The organism is Massilia sp. 05N420 (assembly GCF_056397205.1).
Genome location: NZ_JBFTMX010000031.1, coordinates 23,722 through 47,653, shown reverse-complemented (window position 1 = coordinate 47,653; position 23,932 = coordinate 23,722). Strand labels below are relative to the sequence as shown.

Genomic DNA, 23,932 nt, shown 5'->3' with positions numbered 1-23,932 from the left:
CGCTATGCTCCCGCTTTCAAGGCATCCTGCCGTCGCCTTCAAGGAGAAGAATTTGTTTCACGTAGTACTGGTCGAACCCGAAATCCCACCGAACACCGGCAACGTCATTCGCCTGTGCGCCAACACCGGCGCCCAGCTGCACCTGATCGAGCCGCTGGGCTTCCCGCTGGACGACGCCAAGATGCGCCGCGCCGGCCTCGATTACCACGACTACGCGACCATGAAGGTGCACAAGAACTGGGACGCCTTCCTGGCGGACGCACAGCCGGACACCAGCCGCATGTTCGCCATGACCACCCACGGCTCTTCTCCCTTCGGCGACGCTGCCTTCAGGCCCGGCGACGTGTTCGTGTTCGGCGCCGAGTCGCGCGGCCTCGATCCGGCCCTGCGCGAATCCTTCCCGCCGGCCCAGCGCATCCGCCTGCCGATGATGCCGGGGAACCGCAGCCTGAACCTGTCGAACACGGTGGCGGTGGTGGTCTACGAAGCCTGGCGCCAGAACGGCTACGCGGGCGGCGCCTGAGTTGCTCGCCGGGCTGGTAAATCTGCCAGCTATGCCGGCCGCGGGCCAGCGTCTAGGATGAGGGCCTTTCCATCTCATCCATTTTCCGCAATGTCCAAACTTCTTGCCCTCCTGCTGCTGGCCGCATCGGGCGCCGCCGGCGCCGCGGCCAGCGCCGCTGCCGGCGCCGCTGACCCCTTCGTCTTCTCGAACGACCCCGGGCCCTGGCCGGTCGGCGTGCAGGTCAAGTCGCAGTACGACTACAGCCGCGTCTACCGCCCCTCCTTCGACATGGTGACCGGCCAGCTTGAAACCCATGAGCGCGCGCGGCCGATCCAGGCTATCACCTGGTATCCGGCCGGCGCCAGGGGCAAGCCGCTCACCTGGCGCGACTACATGGCGACCAAGGCGACCGAAGATACACCCTGGCTCTCCGCCGCCGAGGTGCAGGCCRCGACCGAGACCACCATCGCCGGCAACACCGCCGGCCTGGCGCCCGCCGCGGCGAAACGCACGCTGGCGCAGCCGATGTGGGCCAGCAAGGATGCGCCCGCCGCCGCCGGCAAATTCCCGGTCGTCATCTACGCACCCAGCTTCAGCGCCTCGGCAACCGAAAACGTCGACCTGTGCGAATACCTGGCCAGCCACGGCTACATCGTGATCGCAAGCAGTTCGATGGGGGCGCGCACCAGGGCCATGACGAGCGACCTCGAGGGCCTGGAGGCGCAGGCCGCCGACATCGCCTTCCTGATCGGCCAGGCCAGCCGGATGCCGCAGGCCGACGTGTCGCGCATCGCCGTGGCCGGTTACAGCTGGGGCGGGCTGGCGAACGTGCTGGCGGCGGCCCGCGACGACCGTATCCGCGCCCTGGTGAGCCTGGACGGTTCGGTACGCTACTGGCCCGAGTTCGTCGACGGCGGCAAGGACGCGGCCAAGTATGCGACGCCGGCGCGGCTGGCGGTGCCGATGCTGTTCGTGGCCCGTGAGCGCGACTCGCTCGAAACCCTGGCGAAGAAAAAGAAGAAGCTCGACTTCAACCTGTTGAACCAGATGGCCTATGCCGACATGACCGTCGTGACGATGCATCCGATGGCGCATGCGGACTTCGCGTCGGACGGCCTGCGCTTCGTGAACGACAAGCGCTTCGGCGAGTACTCCCGCGACGAAGTCTCGATGGCGCACAGCTGGACCGCGCGCTACGTCGAACGCTTCCTCGACGCCTACCTGAAGAACGACGCGAAGGCAATGGCCTTCCTCGACAAGCAGCCCTCGGCCAACCAGGCGCCCGCGCACATGATGTCGGTGGAGCGCCGCAAGGGCGCGGGCACGGCGCCGACGCTGGAAGCCTTCGTGCGCGCCCTGCAGACCGGCGGCTACGAGCATGCGCAGGAGGTCTACGACAGGATGCGTGCTTCCAGCCCGGAGTTCAGCCTGGAACCGGTCTGGCTGAACGTGTACGGCTACCAGCTGCTGCGCAGCGGGCGCGTGAAGGAGTCGGTGCCGATCTTCCGCCTGGGGACGAAGCTGGCGCCGGACTGGGGCGGCATCGCCGACAGCCTGGCCGAAGCCTACGAGGCGGCCGGCGAGCACCAGCTGGCGATCGACGAATACCGCCGTGCACTGTCGCTCGATCCGTCGATCGGCCACTCCATCGAACGCCTGAAGGCGCTGGAAACGGGAGCGCCGGCGAAGGCCGCCGGCGGCTGAATCCTGGCTGCCGGGCTTATCCGCCGAACTGGCGGATCTTGGCCACCAGCCTGGTGGTCGAGCGGTCGTGCGCGAAGTCGATCGCGACCGCCTTGCCGCCCTGGGCGATGACTTCCTTCCCTTCCGGGATCTCGGTCATGACGTAGTCGCCGCCCTTGGCGTAGATGTCGGGGCGGGCTTCCTGCACCACCTCGAGGGCGGTGTCTTCGTCGAACTCGACCACCAGGCTGACCGATTCCAGCGCGGCCAGCACGGCCATGCGGTCGGCCATGGTGTTGAGCGGGCGGTCGTCGCCCTTGCCGAGGCGTTTCACGGAGGCGTCGGTGTTGAYGGCGACCACTAGCGAGGCACCCAGTTCGCGGGCCTGGGCCAGGTAGGTGACGTGGCCGCGGTGCAGGATGTCGAAGACGCCGTTGGTCAGCACGACGGGTTTGGGCAGGGCGGCGACGCGCTGCTGGAGGGCGGCGCGGGTGGTGAGTTTTTGTTCGAAGGTGGGCATGGGAACTTGGATCCCCGCCTTCGCGGGGACGACGGTCTTGAGTTGGCGGGTACTAAGCGATGCGCAAGTTTATCTTAGTTCGCGCCTTCTGCCGGTTCTTCCTCGATCATCATCGAGAGCTCGGCCTTCGCGGCCCCGGCGTCGCCGCCCGGTGCGCGGCGTTCGCCCGAGAGCTTGATCTGCAGGCGCAGGCCGTTGGCCGAGTCGGCGTTGCGGATCGCTTCGTCGTAGCCGATGTAGCCGGCGTTGTAGAGCTCGTACAGCGCCTGGTCGAAGGTGCACATGCCCAGTTCGCGCGACTTGTGCATGATTTCCTTGATGCCGTGGAAGTTCCCCTTCAGGATCATCTCGCTGATGGTCGGGGTGTTCAGCAGGATCTCGATGGCCGCCTTGCGGCCCTTGCCGTCCTCGGTACGGATCAGGCGCTGGGAGACGATGGCGCGCAGGTTCGCGGACAGGTCCATCAGCAGCTGCGGCCTTCTCTCTTCCGGGAAGAAGTTGATGATCCGGTCCATGGTCTGGTTGGCGTTGTTCGCGTGCAGCGTGCCGAGGCAGAGGTGGCCGGTTTCGGCGAAGGCGATCGCGTGTTCCATGGTCTCGGTGTCGCGGATCTCGCCGATCAGGATCACGTCCGGCGCCTGGCGCAGCGTGTTCTTCAGTGCGTTGTGCCAGGAGTGGGTGTCGACGCCGACCTCGCGGTGGGTGACCAGGCAGTTCTTGTTCTTGTGGACGTACTCGACCGGGTCCTCGACCGTGATGATGTGGCCGGCCGAGTTGGCGTTGCGGTAGTCGATCATGGCCGCCAGCGTGGTCGACTTGCCGGAGCCGGTGCCGCCGACGACCAGCACCAGGCCGCGCTTGGTCATCACGACGTCCTTCAGCACATCCGGCAGGTCGAGCTTTTCGAAGGTCGGAATCTCGGAGGCGATCGTGCGCACCACCATGCCCACGCTCTGCTGCTGCACGAAGACGTTGACGCGGAAGCGGCACACGTTCGGCAGCGAGATCGCGAAGTTGCACTCCATCTCGGCCTCGAACTCGGCGCGCTGGCGCTCGTTCATCAGCGACAGGGCCAGGGCGCGTGTCACCTCGCCGGTCAGGCGCTGGCTGCTGAGCGGCTTCATGGCGCCCTGGTGCTTCATGCTGGGAGGAAAGTCGGCGGAGATGAAGAGATCGGATCCGCCCTGCTGCTGCATGACGGTCAGCAGCTTGTGCATATACGCCTGGGCTTCCGCCGGGCCGAAGGTGGAGGACATGGTGGCCTTTTTATTAACAGCGGGCAACATCGCCCGGAGCGGCCCATTATATCGACAGGTTTCCCGCTAAAATAGTGTTCACCTACTTAACAAGCGGCAACCGTTGTAATCCTGAAGCTCATGACCCTGACCGAACTCAAATACATCGTTGCCGTCGCGCGCGCCAGGCATTTCGGCCACGCCGCCGAGGCCTGTTTCGTTGCACAGCCGACCCTGTCCGTCGCCATCAAGAAGCTCGAGGACGAACTGGGCGTGACGCTGTTCGAACGCGGCGGCTCCGAAGTCTCGGTGACGCCGCTGGGCGCCCAGATCGTGGCCCAGGCCGAGCGCGTACTGGAACAGACCGCCGCCATCAAGGAACTGGCCAAGCAGAACAAGGATCCGCTGTCGGGCCCGCTGCGCCTGGGCGTGATCTATACCATCGGCCCCTACCTGCTGCCGCCGCTGGTGAAGAACCTGATCGACAAGGTGCCGCAGATGCCGCTGGTGCTGCAGGAGAATTTCACGGTCAAGCTGCTCGACCTGCTGCGCCAGGGCGAACTCGACGCCGCCATCATGGCCCTGCCGCTGCCGGAACACGGCATGGCGGTGCAGCCGCTCTACGACGAACCCTTCGTGGTCGCGATGCCGAAGAATCACCCCTGGGCCACGCGCAAGGACATCTCCGCCGAAGACCTCAAGAGCGAGACCATGCTGCTGCTGGGCGCCGGCCACTGCTTCCGCGACCAGGTGCTGGAAGTCTGCCCGGAGATGGCCAAGTTTTCCTCGCCCAGCACCGGCAACGGCATGCAGCGCACCTTCGAAGGCTCGTCGCTGGAGACGATCCGCCACATGGTCGCCAGCGGCATCGGCCTGACCGTGCTGCCGCGCGCCTCGGTGCCGGACATGAAGGACCCGAACGGCATGCTGACCTTCGTACCCTTCCAGGATCCGGCGCCGTCGCGCCGCGTGGTGATCGTCTGGCGCAAGAGCTTCACGCGCCGCGCCGCGATCGACGCCGTGGTCAATGCCGTTGCCGAATGCGGCTTGCCGGGCGTGGAGATGGTCACGTTCCAGGACGCGGCCTGAGACGCGGCTGAACGGCCGGCACCGCAATGACGGCAGCGGCGGCCGCCGGCTCGGGATGAAAGCCGGGCAGCTGGCAGGCGCCCGGCGCGGCCGGCTGGCGCGCCAGGATGTTTTCCAGCAGTTCCGTGCTGCGGCGCGGCGCGGCGGCGCCCACGGTGCAGCGCACCGGCTCCCAGGTCACGCCGGTCAGCCGGAATTCCATCGTCTGCACCTGATAGCCGTGTCCGCCCTGTTCGACGGCCACCACGACGATGTCGCCATTCACGGCGCCGAGCGCGAAGCGGCGCTGGGGCAGGCCGCCCCCCGGCACGTCGCCGGCATTGAAGCGGTCGCCGCGGTCGGCGATCCCGCCCTCCTCGCCCAGGCCCACGCCCAGCAGGGCCTGGATGCCGGCCGGCAGCTCGCGCAGCGACTGCGCCTCGGTCCAGTCGGCCGCGCCGCGATCCGCATCCCCCGGTCCCGCGCCGGCGCCCGCCCTGGCAGCCGCATCGGCCAGCGCACAACAGCCGAGCCCGATTCCTGCCGCCACCACGATACTTGCGAGCTGCATCTCGTCCCCCCTTTTTTATTGTCGAAAGCCGGCATCGTAGCCCGCTCGAGCCCGTCATACCTTGTGCATAGTCGATCGTGCGCCATGAACAGGCTAAAATCCTGATCTTGCAAATTTTCAATTCAGAATCCGCGATGAACAAGCTGGCGCTCTACTTCCGCCTGATCCGTGCAGACAAGCCGATCGGCATCCTGCTGCTCCTGTGGCCGACCCTGTGGGCCTTGTGGATGGCATCCGGCGGGCGGCCCGACCCGATGGTGGTCGTCATCTTCGTGCTCGGCACGGCCCTGATGCGCTCCAGCGGCTGCGCGATCAACGATTACGCCGACCGCGACTTCGACCGCCACGTCAAGCGCACCGTCGACCGCCCGCTGACCAGCGGCCGCATCAAGGGCTGGGAAGCGCTGATGGTCGCGCTGGTGCTGGCGATCCTGTCCTTCCTGCTGATCCTGCCGCTGAATACGCTCACCAAGCAGCTCTCGGTGATCGCCGTGATCGTGGCCGGCAGCTACCCCTACTTCAAGCGCTTCTTCGCCATTCCCCAGGCCTACCTGGGCATCGCCTTCGGCTTCGGCATCCCGATGGCCTTCGCCGCCGTGCAGGACAGCGTGCCGGCGGTGGCCTGGTGGCTGCTGGTGGCGAACGTGTTCTGGGCCGTGGCCTACGACACCGAGTACGCCATGGTCGACCGCGACGACGACCTCAGGATCGGCATCCGCACCTCCGCGATCACCTTCGGCAAATACGATGTAGTCGCCGTCATGCTGTGCTATGCGGCGGCGCTGGGCATCGACCTGGTGTGCGGCTGGATGCTTGGCCTGCGCTGGTGGTTCGTGGGCGGCGTGCTGGTGGCGGCCGCGATGGCGCTGTATCACTACACCCTGATCCGCGGACGCGACCGCATGCGCTGCTTCGCCGCCTTCCGCCACAACAACTGGCTGGGCGCCGCACTGTTCGCCGGCGTCGCGCTGGATTATGCTTTAGGTTAATATTGACACTAATACACACCCACTTTCGACGAGGTTCACCATGATGGAAAAAATCCCGACCCAGACCGGCGCACGCGACCAGCTGCTGTCCGACCTGAAGACCGTCATCCATGACGCCGAAGCCTGGCTGCGCCACAGCGGCTCGCTGACCGGCGAAGAGCTGAAGGCGGCCAAGGCCAAGTTCGAACGCACCCTCGTCAAGGCCAAGGACGACATCATCCGCCTCGAAGAAGTCGTGGTCGAGAAGACCAAGGTCGCCGCCAAGGCCACCGACGAGTACGTCCAGGAAAACCCCTGGAAGTCGGTCGGCATCGCCGGCGCCGTCGGCGTCGTGATCGGCATGCTGATCGCCCGTAAGTAATCGGACTGACCCCGTGGCGATCCTGGCGGCGGCAAGCCGTATAACCGCGACCCTGGTGGCCATGGTCGGCACGCGGCTGGAGCTGGCCGCCGTCGAATTCCAGGAAGACGCGCGCCGCCTGCTCGGCTACCTCGCGTGGGCGCTGCTGGCGGTGTTCCTGGCGGCCGGCAGCTTCATGCTGGTGGCGCTGTTCGTGATCCTGCTGTTCTGGGACTCCTACCGCCTGCAGGCGGTGGCCGGCATGGCCGTCCTGCTTGGCGCCGCTGCCTTCCTGATCGTGTCAAACGTACGCGCCAGGCTGAACGCCCAGACGCCCCTGTTCGCGGCCACGCTGGCCGAACTGCGCAAGGACGTCGAGTACGTGCGCCACACGGCCCACGCGCACGCGGAGGCCGCCAATGAATAAACCCTCCCTCGCCGCGCGCCGCGCGGAACTCGTCGAACGCTGCGCCGAGCAGCGTACCGGCCTGGCCTACGAACTACAGTCGCTGCGGCCGTCGAATGTGCTCGACCATCCGCTTGCCGGCTATGTGGCCGGCCACAAGAAACTGGTGCTGGGCGCCCTCGGCGCCGGGCTGGGCATGGCGCTGCTGCGCCGCAAGCGCCTGCTGGCGCTGGCCGCATCCGGCACCTCGGCCTGGCGCCTGGCCCAGGGCGCGCTGGCGATGGTGGCGCGGCTGCGCCGGTAAACACCGTACGCAAGCCCACAGTGAATCGCAGAAACTACATTTGGTGTTGTGTCTAGTTTCAATCGGAACTCGTCGAAATACCTGTCGTGTTAGTGTTTGACTACCGAACACTCCTGCGAGGAAAACATGTCCAACGTCGTCGTTCGCCTGGCCGCAGCCGCTGCGGCGCTGTCTCTTGCCCATGTTGCCGTCGCTGCCGACCTGAGCCACAAGGATGAGAAATACATGATCAAGACCGCGCATGGATTGATCTCCGAAGTTGCGCTGGGTGAAATGGCCCAGAAGAATGCCGCCGATGAGCGCGTCAAGCAGTTTGGCAAGCGCATGATCGACGACCACGGCAAGGAGCTGGCGAAGCTGAAGCAACTGGCCAGCCAGAAGAAGGTGACCTTGCACGACGACATGGATCATGGCCAGAAGAAGGAATTCGACAAGCTAGGCAAGCTGAGCGGCAAGGATTTCGACAAGGAATACGTGAAATACGAGGCCAAGGATCACAAGGAAGACGTCGAAGACCAGGGCAAGGAAATGAAGGCGACGTCGGACCCCGACCTGAAGAAATTCGCGACTGCCTCCTACGATACCGTGTCCAGGCACAAGGAAAGCATCGACGAGCTCCACCGCACACTGGGCGGAAAATGACAAGCCATGGCGCCGCAGTCTATACCCCGACGGCGAAAGCCCTGCACTGGACGATCGTCCTGCTGGTCACGATCCAGTTCGTGACGGCGCTGGCGATGCCGGATATCGGCCCGCACACGCAGCCCGATACCTGGATCGGCCTGCATTTTTCGATCGGTGTGCTGATACTTGTCGTGATGGCGGCGCGCCTGGTCCACCGTCTGATGTACCCGGTGCCGCTGGAAGCCTCACAGGCGCCAGCGTGGGAACGTGTGGTCGCCCTGTTGATACATCGGCTGTTTTATCTGATCCTGCTGACCGGTCCCTTGCTCGGCTGGGCATCGGCTTCTGCGCATCGCCTGACGGTAAGCCTGTTCGGATTGATCACGCTACCGTCGATTGCCGCACCGAAAGCACGCTGGGCGCTCACTGCGGGTGACGTGCATGCCACCGCCATGTGGGTTTTGCTGGCCCTGGTAGCCATGCATGCCGCGGCAGCGCTCTATCACCATGTCGTCCGCCACGATGCTACCTTGCGGCGCATGTTGCCGGTCGAATAAGGGTTAGCCGGCGCATCGCGCAAGGTCCGCGATCGGGTCGATTCCATCCCGACGTGATAGTTTGTGATTTTTTCAATCAGGCAACCTGTTATGCTGGACAGACCGGCGACCCGTCCACCGGCGGACGGTCGCAACAAGCGTGTCTTCTAACCCAGCGCCAAGGCATGTCGTGAACACCCATCAGTCAATCAGCAAGTCGGACCTGGCTCTCGCTCGCGAAACCGGCTTTTCGGAATGTGCGATTGCGCTTCGTCGCGCACTCACCACCACGCCAGTCGGATGGCTGCTCGCCGTATGGTTCTGCTGGGGCCGCGTTCCCATCCATTCCATCGCCTTGTGGCTGGGGTGTGCTGCCGCGGTATGGGCTGGCAGTCTGGCGGTCTTGCAGCATATGATCGTCGTCGGCTCCAGTCTGGCGCGGCATGGCAACCGGCTTCGCTGGATCGCCGGGCTGGACGGCTTTGGCTGGGGTCTGCTTACCTGGTTCTTGATCGGGTATGACCCCACGCTCGACGCTACGCTGATGGCGCTGTTGTGCGGCGTCACGTCGATCAATGCACAGGTGTATGGCACCTATGTGGTGGCCTATTTCGGACAGATCGGCATCCTGTGGAGCATGGCGGTATTCGGGTTATTGCTGCTTACCAGCAGCCAAGGTGCGCTCGATTACGTTGCCGGCCTGAGCGTTTTCATCGCCCTCACCGCCTACTACACGCGCGCGATCTCACAACGCTTGATCGAAGGAATTCGCTTGCAGCACGCTAATGCCTCGCTGGCGTCGCAACTGCGCACGGCGCTCCACAAGGTCGAACTCGACGCGGCGACCGACGCGCTGACAGGGCAAGGAAACCGCCGGGCACTCGATGAAGAACTCAAGCGCCAGCTCGAGCGGCGCGCTGCCTCCGGCATAGCTTTTTCCATCCTGATGCTCGACATCGACTTCTTCAAGAATATCAACGATGAATTCGGCCACATGGTTGGCGACGATGTCCTGCGTGCTTTCGCGCAGAGGCTACGCGAATTCCTGCGTTCGGACGATTTCTGTGCGCGCTTTGGCGGCGAGGAGTTCGTCGTCGTTCTGCCGGACACGCCCTTGGCCGCAGCGCTGGAAATCGGAGAACGTATCTGTAGAGGTATTGCACATGCTCCCCTGTTGACCAAGCCGAGAGTGCAGGCAACGGTGTCGATTGGCGTAGCAACAATGGAGCCAGGACAGAACATCTGTGAACTGTTTGCCGCGGCGGATGCTGCCGTCTACCTAGCCAAGAACGGGGGGCGCAACCAGGTGCGCTCCCACATGCACATGCCGGTACAAGTCGACGGCATATGAAGCCGGCCGCTTTTACTGGACCAGGTGGCCGTCCAGCGTGTAGCTGATGCGGGCGTTGTYGGACCAGGCCTTGTCGCCCAGTTTTGCCGGATGCTTGTCCTTCGCCGACTGCACCAGGCGGCGCCCGCCGTCCTCGATCGTCACGCTATCGTAAGCGCCCTTCGGCGCCGCGCAGGCCAGGCGCAGGTCGCCCATGCGCTGGACGCCGTCCGGCAGTCCGGGCGAGCGCACCTGCACCAGCGGGTGGTTGAATTCGCCTTTCGGGAAATTGCGGTTCACGACCACCATGGCGCCGTCGTCCTCGGCCAGGGTGCCGCGTGTCAGCGAGAAGGTGGTGTTGGACGCCATCGGCAAGGGAAGGCGGTGATCCGCGCCGACGATCTCGACCTGGTTGCCGCCCTGCGCGGCATCCACTTTCGGCAGGCGGAAGCTCATCGTGGCGCCCGGCGCCTGTTCGGCCGCGCGCTTTTCGAACACGCTCCGGGCCTTTTCCAGCAGGCTGAAACGCCATGCCATCGGCTTCGCTTCATCCGAATCGGTCTTATGCCCCACATTGATTGAATCGTTGGCGTGGACGCTGCCGGCGAGGACCAGCAGGACCAGGAAAGAAGGGACGCGCATGAAAATAGCCCGGTTGCTTAGTAGATACTGAACATTAGCACGCCAGTATCCCCACCCCCGGGCGGTACGACGAACGGGCGATTTCGTGCGATGGCCGGTGCTAGCCCGGATTAATCGGGCGGCCTGCCCTCGTGCATGATCTTTTTCAGCTGCGTGCGCAATTCGGGCGTATCCGCATGCTTGTGCACGGCAACCGCATGCTGGGCAGCGGCTTCGAGGAGCTCATCTTCACGGTCGGACGCGATCGTGATGCTGCAATTCATTTCGCTCGGAAACTCACGACAATCGATATATTTACGCGTCATGGCGCTCTCCTGGCTTGAGGTATTCAAGCGAAGTATAGGCCGCCCTGCACGGACATCAAGCGGAGAAGCCGCTTATCCCCTGCCCAGCTCCTCGCCCAGCTCGCGCCCGCGCGCCGCCGCCGCCTTCATGGCATCGACGATGGCCTGCTTCACGCCGGACGCTTCCATGCTGGTGATGGCCGCGTAAGTCGTGCCGCCCTTCGAGGTGACGCGCTGGCGCAGCACGTCGGCCGGCTCGCTGGACTGCGCCGCCAGCTGGGCTGCCCCGCTAAAGGTTGCCATCGCCAGCTCCCGGCCCTGCTCGGCGGACAGTCCCATCTCGACGGCCGCCTGCTGCATCGCCTCGAGGAAGAAGAAGACATAGGCCGGACCGCTGCCCGACACCGCCGTCACCGGATCGATCAGCTCTTCCGACTCCAGCCACACGGTCTTGCCGACCGCACGCAGGATGCTGTCGGCGGCCGCCTTTTGCGCCTCGCTGACGCCGGCCATCGCCACCATCCCGGTGATGCCCTGGCCGATCAGGGCCGGCGTGTTCGGCATGGTGCGCACGATGGCGCCATAGCCGCCCAGCCAGCGCGACAGATCCGTGCCGCGGATGCCGGCCGCGATCGACAGCACCAGCGGGCGCGCATCCAGTTGCGACTGCAGGCGCAGCGCCACGTCGCGCATCTGCTGCGGCTTCACGGCCAGCACGATCACCTCGCTCGCTGCGACTTCGGCGGCGATCTCGGGCGCGGTCGTCACGCCGTACTGGGCGCGCAGCCTGTCCAGCGCTTCCGGGCTGGGGTCGACCACGTGGATATCCGAGGCCTGCGCCACCTTGCCGGCCAGGCCGGCGATGAGGGCGGTGGCCATATTGCCGCCGCCGATGAAACTGATCTTCATACGATTCCTTGGAAACTTACTCGTAATGGCGTGCGCCGAAGATGGCACTGCCCACGCGCACGATAGTCGCGCCTTCCATCACCGCCGCGCGCATGTCGCCGGACATGCCCATCGACAGGGTGTCCAGCCGGATGCCGGACTTGACGATGGCCTGGGCCAGCTCGCGCAGGCGCGCAAAGGGTTCCCGCTGCAGCGCCGGGTCTTCCTGAGGTTCGGGAATCGCCATCAGGCCGCGCAGGCGCAGGTTCGGCAACGCGGCGACTGCCTGCGCCAGTGCCGGCAGTTCTTCCGGCGCCACACCGCTCTTGCTGGCTTCGCCGCTGATGTTCACCTGCAGGCAGATGTTCAACGGCCCAAGTTCGGGAGGGCGCTGCTCGGACAGGCGCTGGGCGATCTTCAGGCGTTCGACCGTGTGCACCCAGGAGAAATTGGCGGCGATCGGGCGCGTCTTGTTCGACTGGATCGGACCGATGAAATGCCATTCCAGCGACGTATCCGGTAGCGCTTTTGCGACAGCCGCGATCTTGTCGATGCCTTCCTGCAGGTAGTTCTCGCCGAAAGCGCGCTGGCCGCAGGCGGCCGCTTCGAGCACGGCTTCCGCAGGGAAGGTCTTGGATACGGCCAGCAGCTGGACCGTCGAACGCGGCCTGTTTGCGGCCCGGCAGGCGGTCTCGATTGTCGCTTCGACAGCTTGCAAGTTCCCGGCGATTGTGGACATAATGGTTTTCTACAGGAAATATTTTTCGGTCTAAGCAAAGCGGCATAACGTCGTTCCCGCGAAGGCGGGAACCCAGGTTTGCATGAGTATCGTCGACGCAAACAGAACTTGGATCCCCGCCTTCGCGGGGACGACGACGATGCAGCACAAGGATTATATCTAAATGGACATCTCTGAACTCCTCGCCTTCTCGGTCAAGAACAAGGCCTCGGACCTGCACCTGTCGGCCGGCCTGCCGCCGATGATCCGCGTGCACGGCGACGTCCGCCGCATCAACCTGCCGCCGCTGGAGCACAAGGACGTGCACGGCATGATCTATGACATCATGAACGACGGCCAGCGCAAGCAGTACGAAGAGATGCTGGAGTGCGATTTCTCGTTCGCGATTCCCGGCCTGGCGCGCTTCCGCGTCAACGCCTACAACCAGGAACGCGGCGCGGCGGCCGTGATGCGTACGATTCCGTCCAAGATCCTGAGCCTGGAAGAACTGAACGCGCCGCGGATCTTCGCCGAGCTGGCCCTGAAACCGCGCGGCCTGGTGCTGGTGACCGGCCCGACCGGCTCCGGCAAATCGACCACGCTGGCGGCGATGGTCAACCACCTGAACGAGAACGAGTACGGCCACATCCTCACCATCGAGGACCCGATCGAGTTCGTCCACGATTCCAAGAAGTGCCTGATCAACCAGCGCGAAGTCGGCCCGCACACGCTGTCCTTCAACAACGCGCTGCGCTCGGCGCTGCGCGAAGACCCGGACGCGATCCTGGTCGGCGAGCTGCGCGACCTCGAGACCATCCGTCTGGCGCTGTCGGCCGCCGAAACCGGCCACCTGGTGTTCGGCACCCTGCACACCTCGTCGGCGGCCAAGACCATCGACCGTATCGTCGACGTCTTCCCGGCCGAAGAAAAGGAGATGGTGCGCGCGATGCTGTCGGAATCGCTGCAGGCCGTGATCTCGCAGACCCTCCTCAAGACCAAGGACGGTGCCGGCCGCGTGGCCGCGCACGAGATCATGATCGGCACCCCGGCGATCCGCAACCTGATCCGCGAAGCCAAGATCGCGCAGATGTATTCGGCGATCCAGACCGGCTCCAACGTCGGCATGCAGACCCTCGACCAGAACCTGACCGACCTGGTGCGCCGCAACGTGATCTCGTCCGCCGCCGCCCGCGCCGCGGCCAAGATCCCGGAAAACTTCCCGGGCTAAGGAACAGACATGGAACGCGACCAGGCCTCCAAATTCATGTTCGACCTGCTGCGCCTGATGGTCGGCAAGGGCGGCTCCGACCTCTTCATCACGGCCGGCTTCCCGCCCGCGATCAAGATCGACGGCAGGATGACGCCGGTCTCGAACCAGGCCCTGAACGGCAGCCACACGGCCGACCTGGCGCGCGCCATCATGAACGACAAGCAGGCCGCCGGCTTCGAACTGTCGAAAGAAGCGAACTTCGCGATCAGCCCCGGCGACCTGGGGCGCTTCCGCGTTTCCGCCTTCATGCAGATGGGCTGCGTGGGCATGGTGCTGCGCGTGATCACGACGACGATTCCAAAATTCGAGGACCTCGAACTGCCGGGGGTGCTGAAGGACGTGATCATGGCCAAGCGCGGCCTGGTGATCATGGTCGGCGCCACCGGTTCCGGCAAGTCGACGACGATGGCGGCGATGGTCGGCTACCGCAACGAGAACAGCTACGGCCACATCATCACCATCGAAGACCCGGTCGAATTCGTCCACCCGCACCGCAACTGCGTGATCACCCAGCGCGAAGTGGGCGTCGACACCGACAGCTTCGAGGCCGCGCTGAAGAACTCGCTGCGCCAGGCGCCGGACGTGATCCAGATCGGCGAGATCCGCGACCGCGAAACGATGGAACACGCGATCGCCTTCGCCGAAACCGGCCACCTCTGCCTGGCCACCCTGCACGCCAATAGCGCCAACCAGGCGCTGGACCGCATCATCAACTTCTTCCCGGAAGAGCGCCGCCAGCAATTATTGATGGATTTGTCGCTGAACCTGAAGGGCCTGATCTCGCAGCGCCTGATCCCGAAGAAGGAAGCCAAGGGCCGCGTGGTCGCGATCGAAATCATGCTGAACTCGCCGCTCATCTCCGACCTGATCTTCAAGGGCGAAGTCCACGAGATCAAGGAGATCATGAAGAAGTCGCGGGAACTCGGCATGCAGACCTTCGACCAGGCCCTGTTCGATCTCTACGAGGCGGACAAGATCAGCTACGAGGATGCGCTGCGCAACGCGGACTCCGTCAACGACCTGCGCCTGAACATCAAGCTCAACAGCAAACACGCGAAGAACCGCGATTTGTCGGCGGGGACGGAGCATCTCGGCATCGTCTGAAGTGGCCGGCTGGCGACGCGCACAAAGAATGTATCTATGAAAACGCGCCAGCGCGTTCCATAATGTCATACACGTAGGCCAATCGATCATCCCGGGAGACGATCATGTGGCATCAGGTGTATGACCCCTTGGGCAACGCCGTCCTGTCGACCTTGGCGGCAGCCATCCCCGTCGCCGTGATGCTCGCGGCGCTCGCGTTCTTCCACATCAAGGCGCATATCGCCGCCCTGCTTGGCCTCGCCAGCGCACTGCTGGTGGCAATTTTCGCGTATGCAATGCCGCCGCCGACGGCGATATCGGCCGCCCTGTATGGCGCCGCCAACGGCCTGCTGCCGATCGGCTGGATCATCCTGAACGTGATCTTCCTGTACCAGCTCACCGAGCGTAAGGGCTACTTCAAGATTCTGCAGGAATCGATTACCGGTATCACCACCGACCGCCGCCTGCAATTGCTGCTGGTGGCGTTTTCCTTCGGCGCCTTCTTCGAGGGCGCCGGCGGCTTCGGCACGCCGGTGGCCGTGACCGGCGCCATGCTGATCGGCCTGGGCTTTGCGCCGCTGGCCGCCTCCGGCCTGTCCCTGATCGCCAACACGGCGCCGGTGGCTTTCGGCGCGCTCGGCTCTCCGCTGATCGCGCTGGCCGGCGTCACCGGCCTCGATCTCCTGCAACTGTCGGGCATGGTCGGCCGGCAACTGCCCTTCTTTTCGGTGCTGGTGCCGTTCTGGCTGATCTGGGCTTTCTGCGGCTTTGCCGGCATGGCCGCGATCTGGCCGGCGGCCCTGGTGGCGGGCGTGACCTTTGCCGTCCCGCAATACCTGATCTCGAACTTTCACGGCCCGTGGCTGGTCGACGTCGGCGGTTCGCTCATGTCGATGCTGTGCTTGACGCTATTCCTGAAAGTGTGGAAGCCGGCGACGCTCTGGCATGACGCCGCAGGCAAACTCAAGTCCAGTACGGAAACCGCTACCCAAGCCTATGAAGGCGCTGGTACCGGTGCTGGAGCTGGAGCTGGCGCCGGTGCAGGCATGGGAGCCTACGCCGGTACAGGGGCAGGTGCAGGCGGCGGCGCCTATGCCGGCGCCGATCCCGATTCCGATACGAACGGCACCGGCGGCGGCGGTGCAACGGGTCGCGCGCCGCTGGTCCACAACCATCCACGCTCGGCCGTGCTGAGGGCCTGGCTGCCCTGGTTGATCCTGTCGGTGCTGGTGTTCCTGTGGGGCATACCCGAGTGGAAGAAGCTGCTCGACGGTATCTCGGTCTTCAAGTACGAGTGGCCGGCGCTGCACAAGGTGGTGCAGAAGATGCCGCCGGTGGCCAGCAAGCCGACTGCGGAGGCCGCCGTGTACACGCTCAACTGGCTGTCCGCCACCGGCTCCGGCATCCTGGCCGCCGCCATCATTTCCGGCCTGGTGATGGGCTACAGGGTGCGCGAACTGTTCGCCGTCTACTGGGCCACGCTCAAGCTGATGCGCTTCTCGCTGCTGACCATCGCCGCCATGCTGGCGCTCGGCTATACCACCCGCTATTGCGGCCTCGACTCGACCCTCGGTCTGGCCTTCGCCAACACCGGCGTGCTGTATCCCTTCTTCGGCACCCTGCTCGGCTGGCTGGGCGTCGCGCTGACCGGTTCGGACACCGCCTCCAACGTGCTGTTCGGCGGCCTGCAGAAGACTTCGGCAACCCAGCTCGGCCTGAACCCGGTCCTGATGGCGGCGGCCAATTCCTCAGGGGGTGTGATGGGCAAGATGATCGATGCCCAGTCCATCGTGGTGGCTTCCACGGCAACCAAGTGGTACGGTCACGAGGGCGAGATCCTGCGCTACGTGTTCTTCCACTCGATCGCACTGGCCTGCCTGGTCGGCGTGCTGGTGACACTGCAGGCCTATGTTTATCCGTTCACTGCGCTGGTCAGGTAATATCCTCTGATCAACACTGACTACAGGAGTCCTTCGTGAATGTCTTCGATTTCCAGGCCACCTCACTCGACGGCAAGCCGGTCGACCTCGCCCAGTACCGCGGCAAGGTCCTCCTGATCGTCAACACCGCCAGCAAATGCGGCTTCACCCCGCAGTACCAGGGACTCGAGACCGTGTACCGCGAACTGCACGGCCGCGGCCTGGAAGTGCTGGGCTTTCCCTGCAACCAGTTCGGTTCGCAGGAACCGGGTTCGGAAGAAGAGATCGGCGCCTTCTGCGAAAAGAACTATGGCGTGAGCTTCCCGATGTTCGCCAAGGTCGACGTCAACGGCGACAATGCGCATCCTTTGTTCAAGCACCTGAAGGGCGAAGCGCCGGGCGTGCTGGGCACCGAAGGCATCAAGTGGAACTTCACCAAGTTCCTGATCGGGCGCGACGGCAAGGTGGCCAAGCGCTATGCGCCGCAGACCAAGCCGGAGGAGATTGCGGGGGAGATCGAGAAGCTGCTGGAGCGGTGAGCCGCGCCCGGCATATGCTTACAAGGGGTCGCCCAGGATATCCGTCAGGTACAGATAAAACCCGCCGGCATCTTGGCGCACCGTCCCCTGCCAGTGCGAGGCCGGATTCTGCCCGCACAGCCATTCACGCTTCCCGGCCGGCATCGCCTTGAAGCGGACCGGGAAACCGTCGCTCCTTCCTGCGCTCCGGCCTGATATCGAACTGATTTTCGCGGTAAGGCTGGAGGAGCTGGAGTCGCAACTCGACAGCGCGATGCCGCCCCATACCGACACTTCCCTGCCCACGTAACGCGAAGCGAACCTGGCCAGATAATCGGAGTCGACGTAGCGATACTGTCCGGCGACCGACGCCAGATCGCAGGCTTCGCCAATACGGTCGAGCTGTGCCGCGCGCTCGGCCATTCTCTCGATCACACAACGCGTCATTGCGCCCTCCCCATCGGACAGCGCATTGGCGCAGGCATTGCGGTCGCGCAGCCAGAACTTCTGGGTCTGCCGCAACAGGGTGCGTTGCGGTGCCGGACATTGCGCCAGGCGTCGAAGGAAAACCTCGGCAATGCCGCGGTCCGATGACATGAGTTCCGGGCTGCCACAGATTGCCTTTTCCACGTTGCCCAGCCTCGGCGCCCTGCAGTCGATCGATGCGCAGAGCGCGTTCGCGCCGATGCCAGCGCTGAGCAGCATCGCAAGCTTGATCCAGAACGTCGTTGTCATTTGAGGAAGCGCCTTACTTTCGTCTCCAGCAACCGGACCAGCTCCGGCTGCATGTATTCGTAGTCGTCAGGGACAGCGGCACGTCGGCATCCGCGCCCAGGCCGGCCGAATCCGTTTCGACCTCGGGCCAGATCGAGAACACATGCTCGGCGGTCGGGCTGCGCAGGCGGTTCTGGGTGCAGATGAAGAGTGCGCGGTGCATGGGCCTGATGATGGCACGGAAGGCTGCGCGCAAAACTATCGAATCGTCACGTGTCACGCTCAGTCGATGACTTCAGCCTGATCGTCGCGCCATCCGGCAGCGTGTCGATTTGCCGCGCGACGTCGCCGGCAAAGCGGATGACGTCCTCGAGCGGCGCGGTCGCCAGGTTGTCACCGCCATATTCGCCTCCCAGCACACCGGGAATCCTGAGGCAGTAGGTGCGTCCCAGGGGCAGCGCGCCCACCTTCAGGCAGGCCTGGTCCACCAGGGCCGACATGTGCCAGTCGCGCAGGAACGCCTGGTCGACGCACACGCGTTCGAGTTCCGAGCGGTCCGCCGCGACGATCCGGCAATAGCAGTCCTCCAGACAGATGCGCCAATAGCGTCCCTGCGTGTCGCGCACGATCAGGCTGCCGAAGTCGTTGTCGAGCACGACCTCCTCCGGATCGATGCCGGTCCAGGCCCAGCCGTCCCGGATCGCCTCGATCACGTTCACAACTTCGGCGTCAAGCGGATCGCCTGCCCGCCACCCGGCGCCAGTTTCAGCTGCAGGGTGTCCTTCGCCGTCACCGTTTTCGTCTCGGTCACCRGGTCGAAACGATGCTCGTTGCGGTAATCGGCCGCATCGCCGTCGCGATAGATTTCGGCCACATACTGCTTGCCCGGGTCGAGGAAGGACAACGGGAAGGACAGCGTGCGCGCCTGGCCGTCGGTGACGGCGCCGACGTACCAGTCGTCCGATTTGCGGTCCTTGCGCGCGATGCTGGCGTATTCGCCGACCGCACCGTTGATCACTTTGGTCTCGGCCCAGTCGGTCGGCACGTCGCGGATGAACTTGAAGGCGGCCGGATATCTGGCGTAGTTCTCCGGCAGGTCGGCCGCCATCACGATCGGCGAATAGATGACGACGAAGTTGGCGAGCTGCTTGGCCTGGGTCGAGTTGAACACCTTGCCGTCCGCGCCCAGCAGGCTGAGGATGCCCGGCGTGTAGTCCATCGGACCGCTCAGCATGCGGGTGAAGACCAGCTTGGCCTCGTGGTCGACCGCGTTCGGCGGATTGCCCCAGGCGTTGTATTCGACGCCGCGTGCGCCTTCGCGCGAGATCCAGTTCGGCCAGGTGCGGCGCAGGCCGGTGTCCTTCACCGGTTCGTGGGTGTCGACGGCGATCCTGTAGCGCGCGGCATCAAGCACCGCTTTCTGGAAGTGGCGCACGCCTTCCTGCGAATCGTAATGGCCGAAGTGGATCTTGCCGTCCGGGCCCTGGAACTGCATGCTGCCGGCTTCGTGCACATAGCCGGACTTCACGCTGTCCACGCCCAGCTTCGCATACAGCCGGTACGCCGCGTCCATCTGCTTTTCGTAGGCCGGCAGGTTGCCGCCGGTCTCGTGGTGGCCGATCAGGCGCACGCCCTTCTGCTTCGCATAGGCGGCCAGCGCGGGCAGGTCGAAGTCGGGATAGGACTCGGTGAAGCTGAAGTCGGCGCCGCCGTGTCCCCAGTCGCTTTCCCAGCCGCGGTTCCAGCCTTCGACCAGCACGCCGCGGAAGCCGTTCTGTGCGGCGAAGTCGATGTATTTCTTGACGTTGGCCGTGTTGGCGCCATGCTTCGGTCCCGCGTTCCAGGTCGTGTGCTGCAGGTGCATGCTCCACCAGACGCCGACGAACTTCGACGGGTGTACCCAGGACACGTCGCCCAGTTTATTCGGTTCGTTCAGGTTCAGCTCGAGGTCGGACATGTAGAGGCCGGCCGCGTCGTCGGCGATGCGCAGCGTGCGCCACGGGGTCGTGAAGGCGCCATGCCGGACCACCGCCGGGCCGGTGCTCGACGGCGCCAGCTGGGCGCGCAGCTTCTGTCCTTCGACCTTGCGCACCCACATCGAGGCGTAATCGACCAGCGCCGCCTCGTGCAGGGCGAGGTGGGTGCCGTCCGCCAGGCGCATGGTCAGCGGGGTGTTGGCGGTGCCGATTTCCGCCAGCGGCGCCTTCTGGATCTGTTCTTCGAGGCCCGGCAGCTCGCCGGCCGGGATCCACCAGGCGGTAGCCGGCTGGGCGACCGCGAATTCGGTCAGCTCGTCGAGGATCTCGGTGTCGCGCAGCTGCGGCTGGTCCGGGAATTCGTAGCGGAAGCCGACGCCGTCGTCGTAGATGCGGAATACGATCGCCAGCGCGCGCTTGGCACGGTTCTTCTGCTCGACCTCGACGCGCAGCTCACGGTAGTGGTTGCGCACGAAGCGGCGCTCGCCCCAGGGCTGCTCCCAGGTGTCGTCATGCTCGCTGACCTGCTTTGCGCGCAGGCTGAAGCCGCCCTCCAGCTTCGGTGCATTGGCCAGGTTGAAGCCCAGGCGCGACGGGCCGATGATCTCCTTGCCGCGGCGCTTGATGTCGTAACCCAGCTTGCCCATGCCGTCGATCCGGACGTCGACGCTGAGCACGTCGCCCGGCGAAGCCGCGCTGGCCACCACGGCCTGCGCCCAGGCGGACTGGCCGGCCAGGCTGAGGGCGGCCGCCAGGGCCGTGGCGAACAAACGGAAATCCGGCTTGAAACGGGGACGAACGCGCATCGCTGACACCTCCACAAAAGAGATGTAATTTTACTACAGCCGAGTTCGGATTCAGGCGACGTTCAGGCCCATCGCCCTTACCAGTTCGGCCGCCTGGCGCGGCGAGATGGTGGCGCCGGCGAACTGCTTGGCGTTCGAGAGCTTCAGCCCGCCGAGGTCGGCCTCGCGCAAATCCGCATGGTCGAAGCGCGTGTCCTTGATGTGGGCATCGCGCAGGCTGCCGCCTTCGAACACGGCTTCGCGGAAGTCGCAACCGGACAGGTCGGCGTCGGCAAAATCCAGGCCCGTGAGCCTGGCCTTGCGGAAGGACATGCGGCGCAGGTCGGCGCCGATCAGCAGACTATCCTCGAAGGACAGGCCGAGCTGGCCGACTTCCTCGAAGCTGGCGCCGGTCAGCTTGCAGCCGCGGTAACTGCAGGAGGCCAGCTTGGCGCGGCGCCAGCTGGTGTTGTTCAGGTCGCAGGCTTCGAAGCGCGCGTCGACCAGGTCGGCGGCCTCGAAATCGGCATGGCCGCCGCGGCAGCGCCGCCAGCGCGTGCGCGCCAGGTTGGCAGCAAAGAAGGAGGTCTCGGCCACGGCGCAGTTGGCAAAGCCGCAGTCCTGCAGGTTCAGGCGCGACAGGTCGGCCTGCTGGAAATCGCATTCTTCGAATACCAGCAGCGCTTCCTGTGCGAGCAGTTCTTCGATGCGGTCGCGGCCGATGGTTTCGCCGCTGATGGTAATGGTTTGTTTCGACATGCTTGATGATGTTTGAAGCGGCGCTCTAGCGGGTCTCGACCAGCGCCGAGGCGTGGATGGTGCAGCCGCGGTGCACGTTCTCGAGGAAGCGGATCGCCTCCCCCTGYCGCGCCGTGGCCGGCAGCATGCGGCCCAGCGATTCGTCGTCGTTCAACTGGTCGATGCCGTAGGCGATCGCGCGCGAGACGTCGCGGGCCTCGCGGCCGTCGCTGTTGTAGAGCGCATCGTAGACGCCGATTTCTTCCCACAACGCGACGTAGCCGGGGCCGATCGAGTCCTGGAACGCGACCGAGGGCGCCGCATCCTCGTCCTGCGAGATCAACCGGAACACGAAACTCATGGCACCTCCGCCTTGCATAATTCGGGGCGCCGATCCTATCACGGCCTCGCGTTTCGCGTCGGACCGTCGGCAATCATCGCCACCGAACCCAGCGCCTGCAGCTCGGCCTTGGGCGATGCCGTGGTGGTGAGCATGAATTCCATCTTGCGGCGCGCGCCCGGCGGCGCCCAGGTCGACGACACGGTGCGCATCTTGATCTTGTCCGCGCTCAGTTCGTCCCGGCTGGGGCCGCGCTTCGCCACCATCGGCTTGGGCGCATCGGCGACGATGTCGAGGAAGCCCTTCTCGATCGCGGCGGCGTTCGCACGGTGCGCGTGCAGCAGGCACAGGTTCTTCCCGGCCGGCAGGGCCAGCACGTAATTCCCCAGCTTGCCCTTGTACGGCACCGGCCAGGCGTCGCCGTCCATCCCGGCCAGGAACGGCTTGGCGTCTTCCGTCGGCAGCTTCGGCACCTTGTCGCGCAGCAGGCGGGCACGGAACTCGTCGAGGTCGCCGAAATGGCGCACGCACAGCTCGACGTAGAGGTTCAGGAAGCCGTCGGCGCCTTCGTCGGCGCCGGCGGCCTTCTTCTTGGCGGGCTTGGGCGCCGGCTTGGCGGCGTGATGGGCAGCAGGCTTGTGCGCCTGCCCTTCCCCCGCCAGGGCCGCCATCGGCAAGACCAGCAGCAAAGCTGCGAAGATCCTCATCGGCCCGGCGCCCCGGCCAGGGCGCGGTCGACCAGTTCGATCCAGTGCGTGACCGGCGTCTGCGTTCCCGACTGCAGGTGGGTGATGCAGCCGATGTTCGCGGACACGATTTCCTTTGCCCCGGTGGCTTCCAGGTTGGCGACCTTGCGGTCGCGCAGCGCATGCGCGATCTCCGGATGCAGCACCGAATAGGTGCCGGCCGAACCGCAGCACAGGTGGCTGTCCGCGCACAGCACCACGTCGACGCCGGCGGCGCGCAGCACGCCCTCGACCTTGCCGCGGATCTGCTGGCCRTGCTGCAGGGTGCAGGGCGGGTGGAAGGCGATGCGTTCATTGATGCTGCCGGCCAGGCGGGCGCCGATCTCGCCTTCGAAATCCTGCATGACTTCGGACAGGTCCTTCGTCATCGCGCTGATGCGCGCCGCCTTCCCGGCATACTGCGGATCCTGGGCCAGCAGGTGGCCGTATTCCTTGACGGTGACGCCGCAGCCGGAGGCCGTCATCACGATGGCCTCGACCTTGCCGCCGTCGACGTAGGGCCACCAGGCGTCGATGTTGCGGCGCATGTCCTGCAGGCCGCCGTCCTGGTCGTTCATGTGGTAGCGCACCGCGCCGCAGCAGCCCGCCTTGGGGGCTTCGATCAGCTGCACGCCCAGCGCATCGAGAACGCGCGCGGTGGCGGCGTTGATATCGGGCGCCATCGCCGGCTGCACGCAGCCCGCCAGCGCCAGCATCTTGCGCGCATGCTCGCGCCGCGGCCAGACGCCCGCGCTGCGCGCCGGCTGCAGCTTGTCGCGCAGGCCGTGCGGCAGCAGCGGACGCGCCGCCTGGCCCGCCTTGAAGGCCGGCTTGAACAGTCTTGCGCGCGGCAGGAATTCCTTCAGCATGGTGCGTTTCACGCGGTCGCCCAGCGGACGGGCGACGCGCTCCTCGACCACCTTGCGGCCGATGTCGACCAGGCGCCCGTACTTCACGCCGGACGGGCAGGTGCTCTCGCAGTTGCGGCAGGTGAGGCAGCGGTCCAGGTGCAGCTGCGTCTTGCGGGTCGGCTGTTCGCCTTCCAGCACCTGCTTGATCAGRTAGATGCGGCCGCGCGGGCYATCGAGCTCGTCGCCCAACAGCTGGTAGGTCGGGCAGGTGGCGGTGCAGAAGCCGCAATGCACGCAGGCGCGCAGGATGGCTTCCGCCTCCTCTCCTTCGCGCGTGCCCTTGATGAAATCGGCGAGGTTCGTTTGCATG

General features: G+C 65.2%; 28 protein-coding genes and 1 pseudogene. 14 read left to right on the top strand and 15 right to left on the bottom strand.

The genetic code is table 11. The annotated features are described in order from the left end of the window. Positions 1-52: 52 nt before the first annotated feature. Both trmL and AC1DIX_RS19160 read left to right on the top strand, forming a co-directional pair. The gene (gene trmL, locus AC1DIX_RS19165) at positions 53-523 is read left to right on the top strand and encodes a tRNA (uridine(34)/cytosine(34)/5-carboxymethylaminomethyluridine(34)-2'-O)-methyltransferase TrmL (RefSeq protein ID WP_477253985.1); all 471 of its coding nucleotides are present in this window, start codon (positions 53-55) and stop codon (positions 521-523) included. Positions 524-613: 90 nt separating this feature from the next. Then, positions 614-2,209, top strand: coding sequence for a dienelactone hydrolase family protein (locus AC1DIX_RS19160; protein WP_477326539.1), 1,596 nt, complete (start codon positions 614-616; stop codon positions 2,207-2,209). Positions 2,210-2,225: 16 nt separating this feature from the next. On the opposite strand, the gene AC1DIX_RS19155 is transcribed toward AC1DIX_RS19160, so the two are convergent. Both AC1DIX_RS19155 and AC1DIX_RS19150 read right to left on the bottom strand, forming a co-directional pair. Continuing rightward, the gene (locus tag AC1DIX_RS19155) at positions 2,226-2,708 is read right to left on the bottom strand and encodes an adenylyltransferase/cytidyltransferase family protein (protein WP_477326537.1); all 483 of its coding nucleotides are present in this window, start codon (positions 2,706-2,708) and stop codon (positions 2,226-2,228) included. 74 nt (positions 2,709-2,782) lie between these two features. Further along, on the bottom strand, positions 2,783-3,964 hold the full coding sequence (locus AC1DIX_RS19150; protein ID WP_442124232.1) for a PilT/PilU family type 4a pilus ATPase: 1,182 nt from the start codon (positions 3,962-3,964) through the stop codon (positions 2,783-2,785). A gap of 120 nt (positions 3,965-4,084) precedes the next feature. Here AC1DIX_RS19150 and AC1DIX_RS19145 point away from each other — a divergent pair, with 120 nt between their 5' ends. Further along, positions 4,085-5,032: a hydrogen peroxide-inducible genes activator gene (locus AC1DIX_RS19145; protein WP_477326535.1), complete on the top strand. Its 948-nt coding sequence runs from the start codon at positions 4,085-4,087 to the stop codon at positions 5,030-5,032. On the opposite strand, the gene AC1DIX_RS19140 is transcribed toward AC1DIX_RS19145, so the two are convergent. Next, positions 5,010-5,582, bottom strand: a complete 573-nt coding sequence (locus tag AC1DIX_RS19140) for a hypothetical protein (protein WP_477326533.1) — start codon at positions 5,580-5,582, stop codon at positions 5,010-5,012. The genes AC1DIX_RS19145 and AC1DIX_RS19140 overlap by 23 nt on opposite strands. A 134-nt stretch (positions 5,583-5,716) precedes the next feature. Here AC1DIX_RS19140 and ubiA point away from each other — a divergent pair, with 134 nt between their 5' ends. From ubiA to AC1DIX_RS19105, 7 genes are all read left to right on the top strand, one after another. Next, entirely contained in the window at positions 5,717-6,571 is an 855-nt protein-coding gene (gene ubiA / locus AC1DIX_RS19135) for a 4-hydroxybenzoate octaprenyltransferase (RefSeq protein ID WP_442124229.1), read from the top strand. Between the two features lie 40 nt (positions 6,572-6,611). Beyond that, positions 6,612-6,932, top strand: coding sequence for an ElaB/YgaM/YqjD family protein (locus tag AC1DIX_RS19130; protein ID WP_442124228.1), 321 nt, complete (start codon positions 6,612-6,614; stop codon positions 6,930-6,932). Positions 6,933-6,945: 13 nt separating this feature from the next. After that, complete coding sequence (locus AC1DIX_RS19125) at positions 6,946-7,338, top strand: phage holin family protein (RefSeq protein WP_477326531.1); 393 nt, start codon at positions 6,946-6,948, stop codon at positions 7,336-7,338. Beyond that, positions 7,331-7,621 (top strand): hypothetical protein, encoded by a 291-nt coding sequence (locus AC1DIX_RS19120; RefSeq protein ID WP_477326529.1) that lies wholly within the window; start codon positions 7,331-7,333, stop codon positions 7,619-7,621. The genes AC1DIX_RS19125 and AC1DIX_RS19120 overlap by 8 nt, the downstream gene beginning before the upstream one ends. 126 nt (positions 7,622-7,747) lie before the next feature. Then, entirely contained in the window at positions 7,748-8,263 is a 516-nt protein-coding gene (locus AC1DIX_RS19115) for a DUF4142 domain-containing protein (RefSeq protein ID WP_477326527.1), read from the top strand. Beyond that, a complete protein-coding gene (locus AC1DIX_RS19110; RefSeq protein ID WP_442124224.1) occupies positions 8,260-8,802 on the top strand; it encodes a cytochrome b in 543 nt (180 codons plus the stop codon). The genes AC1DIX_RS19115 and AC1DIX_RS19110 overlap by 4 nt, the downstream gene beginning before the upstream one ends. 169 nt (positions 8,803-8,971) lie before the next feature. Continuing rightward, entirely contained in the window at positions 8,972-10,132 is a 1,161-nt protein-coding gene (locus tag AC1DIX_RS19105; RefSeq protein ID WP_477326525.1) for a GGDEF domain-containing protein, read from the top strand. A gap of 12 nt (positions 10,133-10,144) precedes the next feature. On the opposite strand, the gene AC1DIX_RS19100 is transcribed toward AC1DIX_RS19105, so the two are convergent. From AC1DIX_RS19100 to AC1DIX_RS19085, 4 genes are all read right to left on the bottom strand, one after another. After that, positions 10,145-10,753 carry a hypothetical protein gene (locus tag AC1DIX_RS19100; RefSeq protein WP_477326523.1) on the bottom strand — a complete coding sequence of 203 codons (609 nt, stop codon included), beginning with the start codon at positions 10,751-10,753 and terminating at the stop codon, positions 10,145-10,147. A 110-nt stretch (positions 10,754-10,863) separates the two neighbouring features. Continuing rightward, positions 10,864-11,058, bottom strand: a complete 195-nt coding sequence (locus AC1DIX_RS19095) for a DUF1059 domain-containing protein (RefSeq protein WP_477326521.1) — start codon at positions 11,056-11,058, stop codon at positions 10,864-10,866. A 72-nt stretch (positions 11,059-11,130) separates the two neighbouring features. Then, positions 11,131-11,946, bottom strand: a complete 816-nt coding sequence (proC, locus tag AC1DIX_RS19090; RefSeq protein WP_477326519.1) for a pyrroline-5-carboxylate reductase — start codon at positions 11,944-11,946, stop codon at positions 11,131-11,133. Positions 11,947-11,962: 16 nt separating this feature from the next. Next, on the bottom strand, positions 11,963-12,664 hold the full coding sequence (locus tag AC1DIX_RS19085) for a YggS family pyridoxal phosphate-dependent enzyme (RefSeq protein ID WP_477326517.1): 702 nt from the start codon (positions 12,662-12,664) through the stop codon (positions 11,963-11,965). Positions 12,665-12,827: 163 nt separating this feature from the next. On the opposite strand from AC1DIX_RS19085, the gene AC1DIX_RS19080 reads away from it, so the two are divergent. The 4 genes from AC1DIX_RS19080 (at position 12,828) to AC1DIX_RS19065 (ending at position 17,454) form a co-directional block, all read left to right on the top strand. After that, entirely contained in the window at positions 12,828-13,871 is a 1,044-nt protein-coding gene (locus AC1DIX_RS19080; RefSeq protein ID WP_442124218.1) for a type IV pilus twitching motility protein PilT, read from the top strand. A gap of 9 nt (positions 13,872-13,880) precedes the next feature. Then, positions 13,881-15,017, top strand: a complete 1,137-nt coding sequence (locus tag AC1DIX_RS19075; RefSeq protein WP_477253973.1) for a PilT/PilU family type 4a pilus ATPase — start codon at positions 13,881-13,883, stop codon at positions 15,015-15,017. Positions 15,018-15,121: 104 nt separating this feature from the next. Further along, positions 15,122-16,936 carry an L-lactate permease gene (locus tag AC1DIX_RS19070; protein ID WP_477326515.1) on the top strand — a complete coding sequence of 605 codons (1,815 nt, stop codon included), beginning with the start codon at positions 15,122-15,124 and terminating at the stop codon, positions 16,934-16,936. A gap of 35 nt (positions 16,937-16,971) precedes the next feature. After that, the gene (locus AC1DIX_RS19065) at positions 16,972-17,454 is read left to right on the top strand and encodes a glutathione peroxidase (RefSeq protein ID WP_477326513.1); all 483 of its coding nucleotides are present in this window, start codon (positions 16,972-16,974) and stop codon (positions 17,452-17,454) included. A gap of 18 nt (positions 17,455-17,472) precedes the next feature. Here the strand turns inward: AC1DIX_RS19065 and AC1DIX_RS19060 are convergent, their stop codons facing one another. The 8 genes and pseudogenes from AC1DIX_RS19060 to glcF form a co-directional block, all read right to left on the bottom strand. Next, positions 17,473-18,168 carry a lysozyme inhibitor LprI family protein gene (locus AC1DIX_RS19060; protein ID WP_477326511.1) on the bottom strand — a complete coding sequence of 232 codons (696 nt, stop codon included), beginning with the start codon at positions 18,166-18,168 and terminating at the stop codon, positions 17,473-17,475. 73 nt (positions 18,169-18,241) lie between these two features. Then, a pseudogene (locus tag AC1DIX_RS19055) lies at positions 18,242-18,370 on the bottom strand (phosphotyrosine protein phosphatase); the annotation flags it as partial. Between the two features lie 46 nt (positions 18,371-18,416). Further along, on the bottom strand, positions 18,417-18,860 hold the full coding sequence (locus tag AC1DIX_RS19050) for a T6SS immunity protein Tdi1 domain-containing protein (protein ID WP_477326509.1): 444 nt from the start codon (positions 18,858-18,860) through the stop codon (positions 18,417-18,419). A gap of 2 nt (positions 18,861-18,862) precedes the next feature. Then, the gene (locus tag AC1DIX_RS19045; RefSeq protein WP_477326507.1) at positions 18,863-20,929 is read right to left on the bottom strand and encodes a glycoside hydrolase family 97 protein; all 2,067 of its coding nucleotides are present in this window, start codon (positions 20,927-20,929) and stop codon (positions 18,863-18,865) included. A gap of 51 nt (positions 20,930-20,980) precedes the next feature. Further along, positions 20,981-21,667, bottom strand: a complete 687-nt coding sequence (locus AC1DIX_RS19040; RefSeq protein ID WP_477326505.1) for a pentapeptide repeat-containing protein — start codon at positions 21,665-21,667, stop codon at positions 20,981-20,983. A 25-nt stretch (positions 21,668-21,692) separates the two neighbouring features. Further along, positions 21,693-22,007 carry a hypothetical protein gene (locus tag AC1DIX_RS19035; protein ID WP_477326503.1) on the bottom strand — a complete coding sequence of 105 codons (315 nt, stop codon included), beginning with the start codon at positions 22,005-22,007 and terminating at the stop codon, positions 21,693-21,695. A 38-nt stretch (positions 22,008-22,045) separates the two neighbouring features. Further along, the gene (locus tag AC1DIX_RS19030) at positions 22,046-22,693 is read right to left on the bottom strand and encodes an NMCC_0638 family (lipo)protein (protein WP_477326501.1); all 648 of its coding nucleotides are present in this window, start codon (positions 22,691-22,693) and stop codon (positions 22,046-22,048) included. Further along, positions 22,690-23,931, bottom strand: a complete 1,242-nt coding sequence (gene glcF, locus AC1DIX_RS19025; protein WP_477326499.1) for a glycolate oxidase subunit GlcF — start codon at positions 23,929-23,931, stop codon at positions 22,690-22,692. Before glcF ends, AC1DIX_RS19030 begins: the two co-directional genes overlap by 4 nt. Position 23,932: the final 1 nt, after the last annotated feature.

Excerpts from the sequence above, each read along its gene's own strand:
- AC1DIX_RS19140 (WP_477326533.1), bottom strand. The coding sequence starts at position 5,582 with ATGCAGCTCGCAAGTATCGTGGTGGCGGCAGGAATCGGGCTCGGCTGT.
- AC1DIX_RS19095 (WP_477326521.1), bottom strand. The coding sequence starts at position 11,058 with ATGACGCGTAAATATATCGATTGTCGTGAGTTTCCGAGCGAAATGAAT.
- AC1DIX_RS19080 (WP_442124218.1), top strand. The coding sequence starts at position 12,828 with ATGGACATCTCTGAACTCCTCGCCTTCTCGGTCAAGAACAAGGCCTCG.
- AC1DIX_RS19075 (WP_477253973.1), top strand. The coding sequence starts at position 13,881 with ATGGAACGCGACCAGGCCTCCAAATTCATGTTCGACCTGCTGCGCCTG.
- proC (WP_477326519.1), bottom strand. The coding sequence starts at position 11,946 with ATGAAGATCAGTTTCATCGGCGGCGGCAATATGGCCACCGCCCTCATC.
- AC1DIX_RS19130 (WP_442124228.1), top strand. The coding sequence starts at position 6,612 with ATGATGGAAAAAATCCCGACCCAGACCGGCGCACGCGACCAGCTGCTG.
- AC1DIX_RS19120 (WP_477326529.1), top strand. The coding sequence starts at position 7,331 with ATGAATAAACCCTCCCTCGCCGCGCGCCGCGCGGAACTCGTCGAACGC.
- AC1DIX_RS19115 (WP_477326527.1), top strand. The coding sequence starts at position 7,748 with ATGTCCAACGTCGTCGTTCGCCTGGCCGCAGCCGCTGCGGCGCTGTCT.
- AC1DIX_RS19085 (WP_477326517.1), bottom strand. The coding sequence starts at position 12,664 with ATGTCCACAATCGCCGGGAACTTGCAAGCTGTCGAAGCGACAATCGAG.
- AC1DIX_RS19110 (WP_442124224.1), top strand. The coding sequence starts at position 8,260 with ATGACAAGCCATGGCGCCGCAGTCTATACCCCGACGGCGAAAGCCCTG.
- AC1DIX_RS19060 (WP_477326511.1), bottom strand. The coding sequence starts at position 18,168 with ATGACAACGACGTTCTGGATCAAGCTTGCGATGCTGCTCAGCGCTGGC.
- ubiA (WP_442124229.1), top strand. The coding sequence starts at position 5,717 with ATGAACAAGCTGGCGCTCTACTTCCGCCTGATCCGTGCAGACAAGCCG.
- AC1DIX_RS19040 (WP_477326505.1), bottom strand. The coding sequence starts at position 21,667 with ATGTCGAAACAAACCATTACCATCAGCGGCGAAACCATCGGCCGCGAC.
- AC1DIX_RS19070 (WP_477326515.1), top strand. The coding sequence starts at position 15,122 with ATGTGGCATCAGGTGTATGACCCCTTGGGCAACGCCGTCCTGTCGACC.
- AC1DIX_RS19150 (WP_442124232.1), bottom strand. The coding sequence starts at position 3,964 with ATGTCCTCCACCTTCGGCCCGGCGGAAGCCCAGGCGTATATGCACAAG.
- AC1DIX_RS19145 (WP_477326535.1), top strand. The coding sequence starts at position 4,085 with ATGACCCTGACCGAACTCAAATACATCGTTGCCGTCGCGCGCGCCAGG.
- AC1DIX_RS19030 (WP_477326501.1), bottom strand. The coding sequence starts at position 22,693 with ATGAGGATCTTCGCAGCTTTGCTGCTGGTCTTGCCGATGGCGGCCCTG.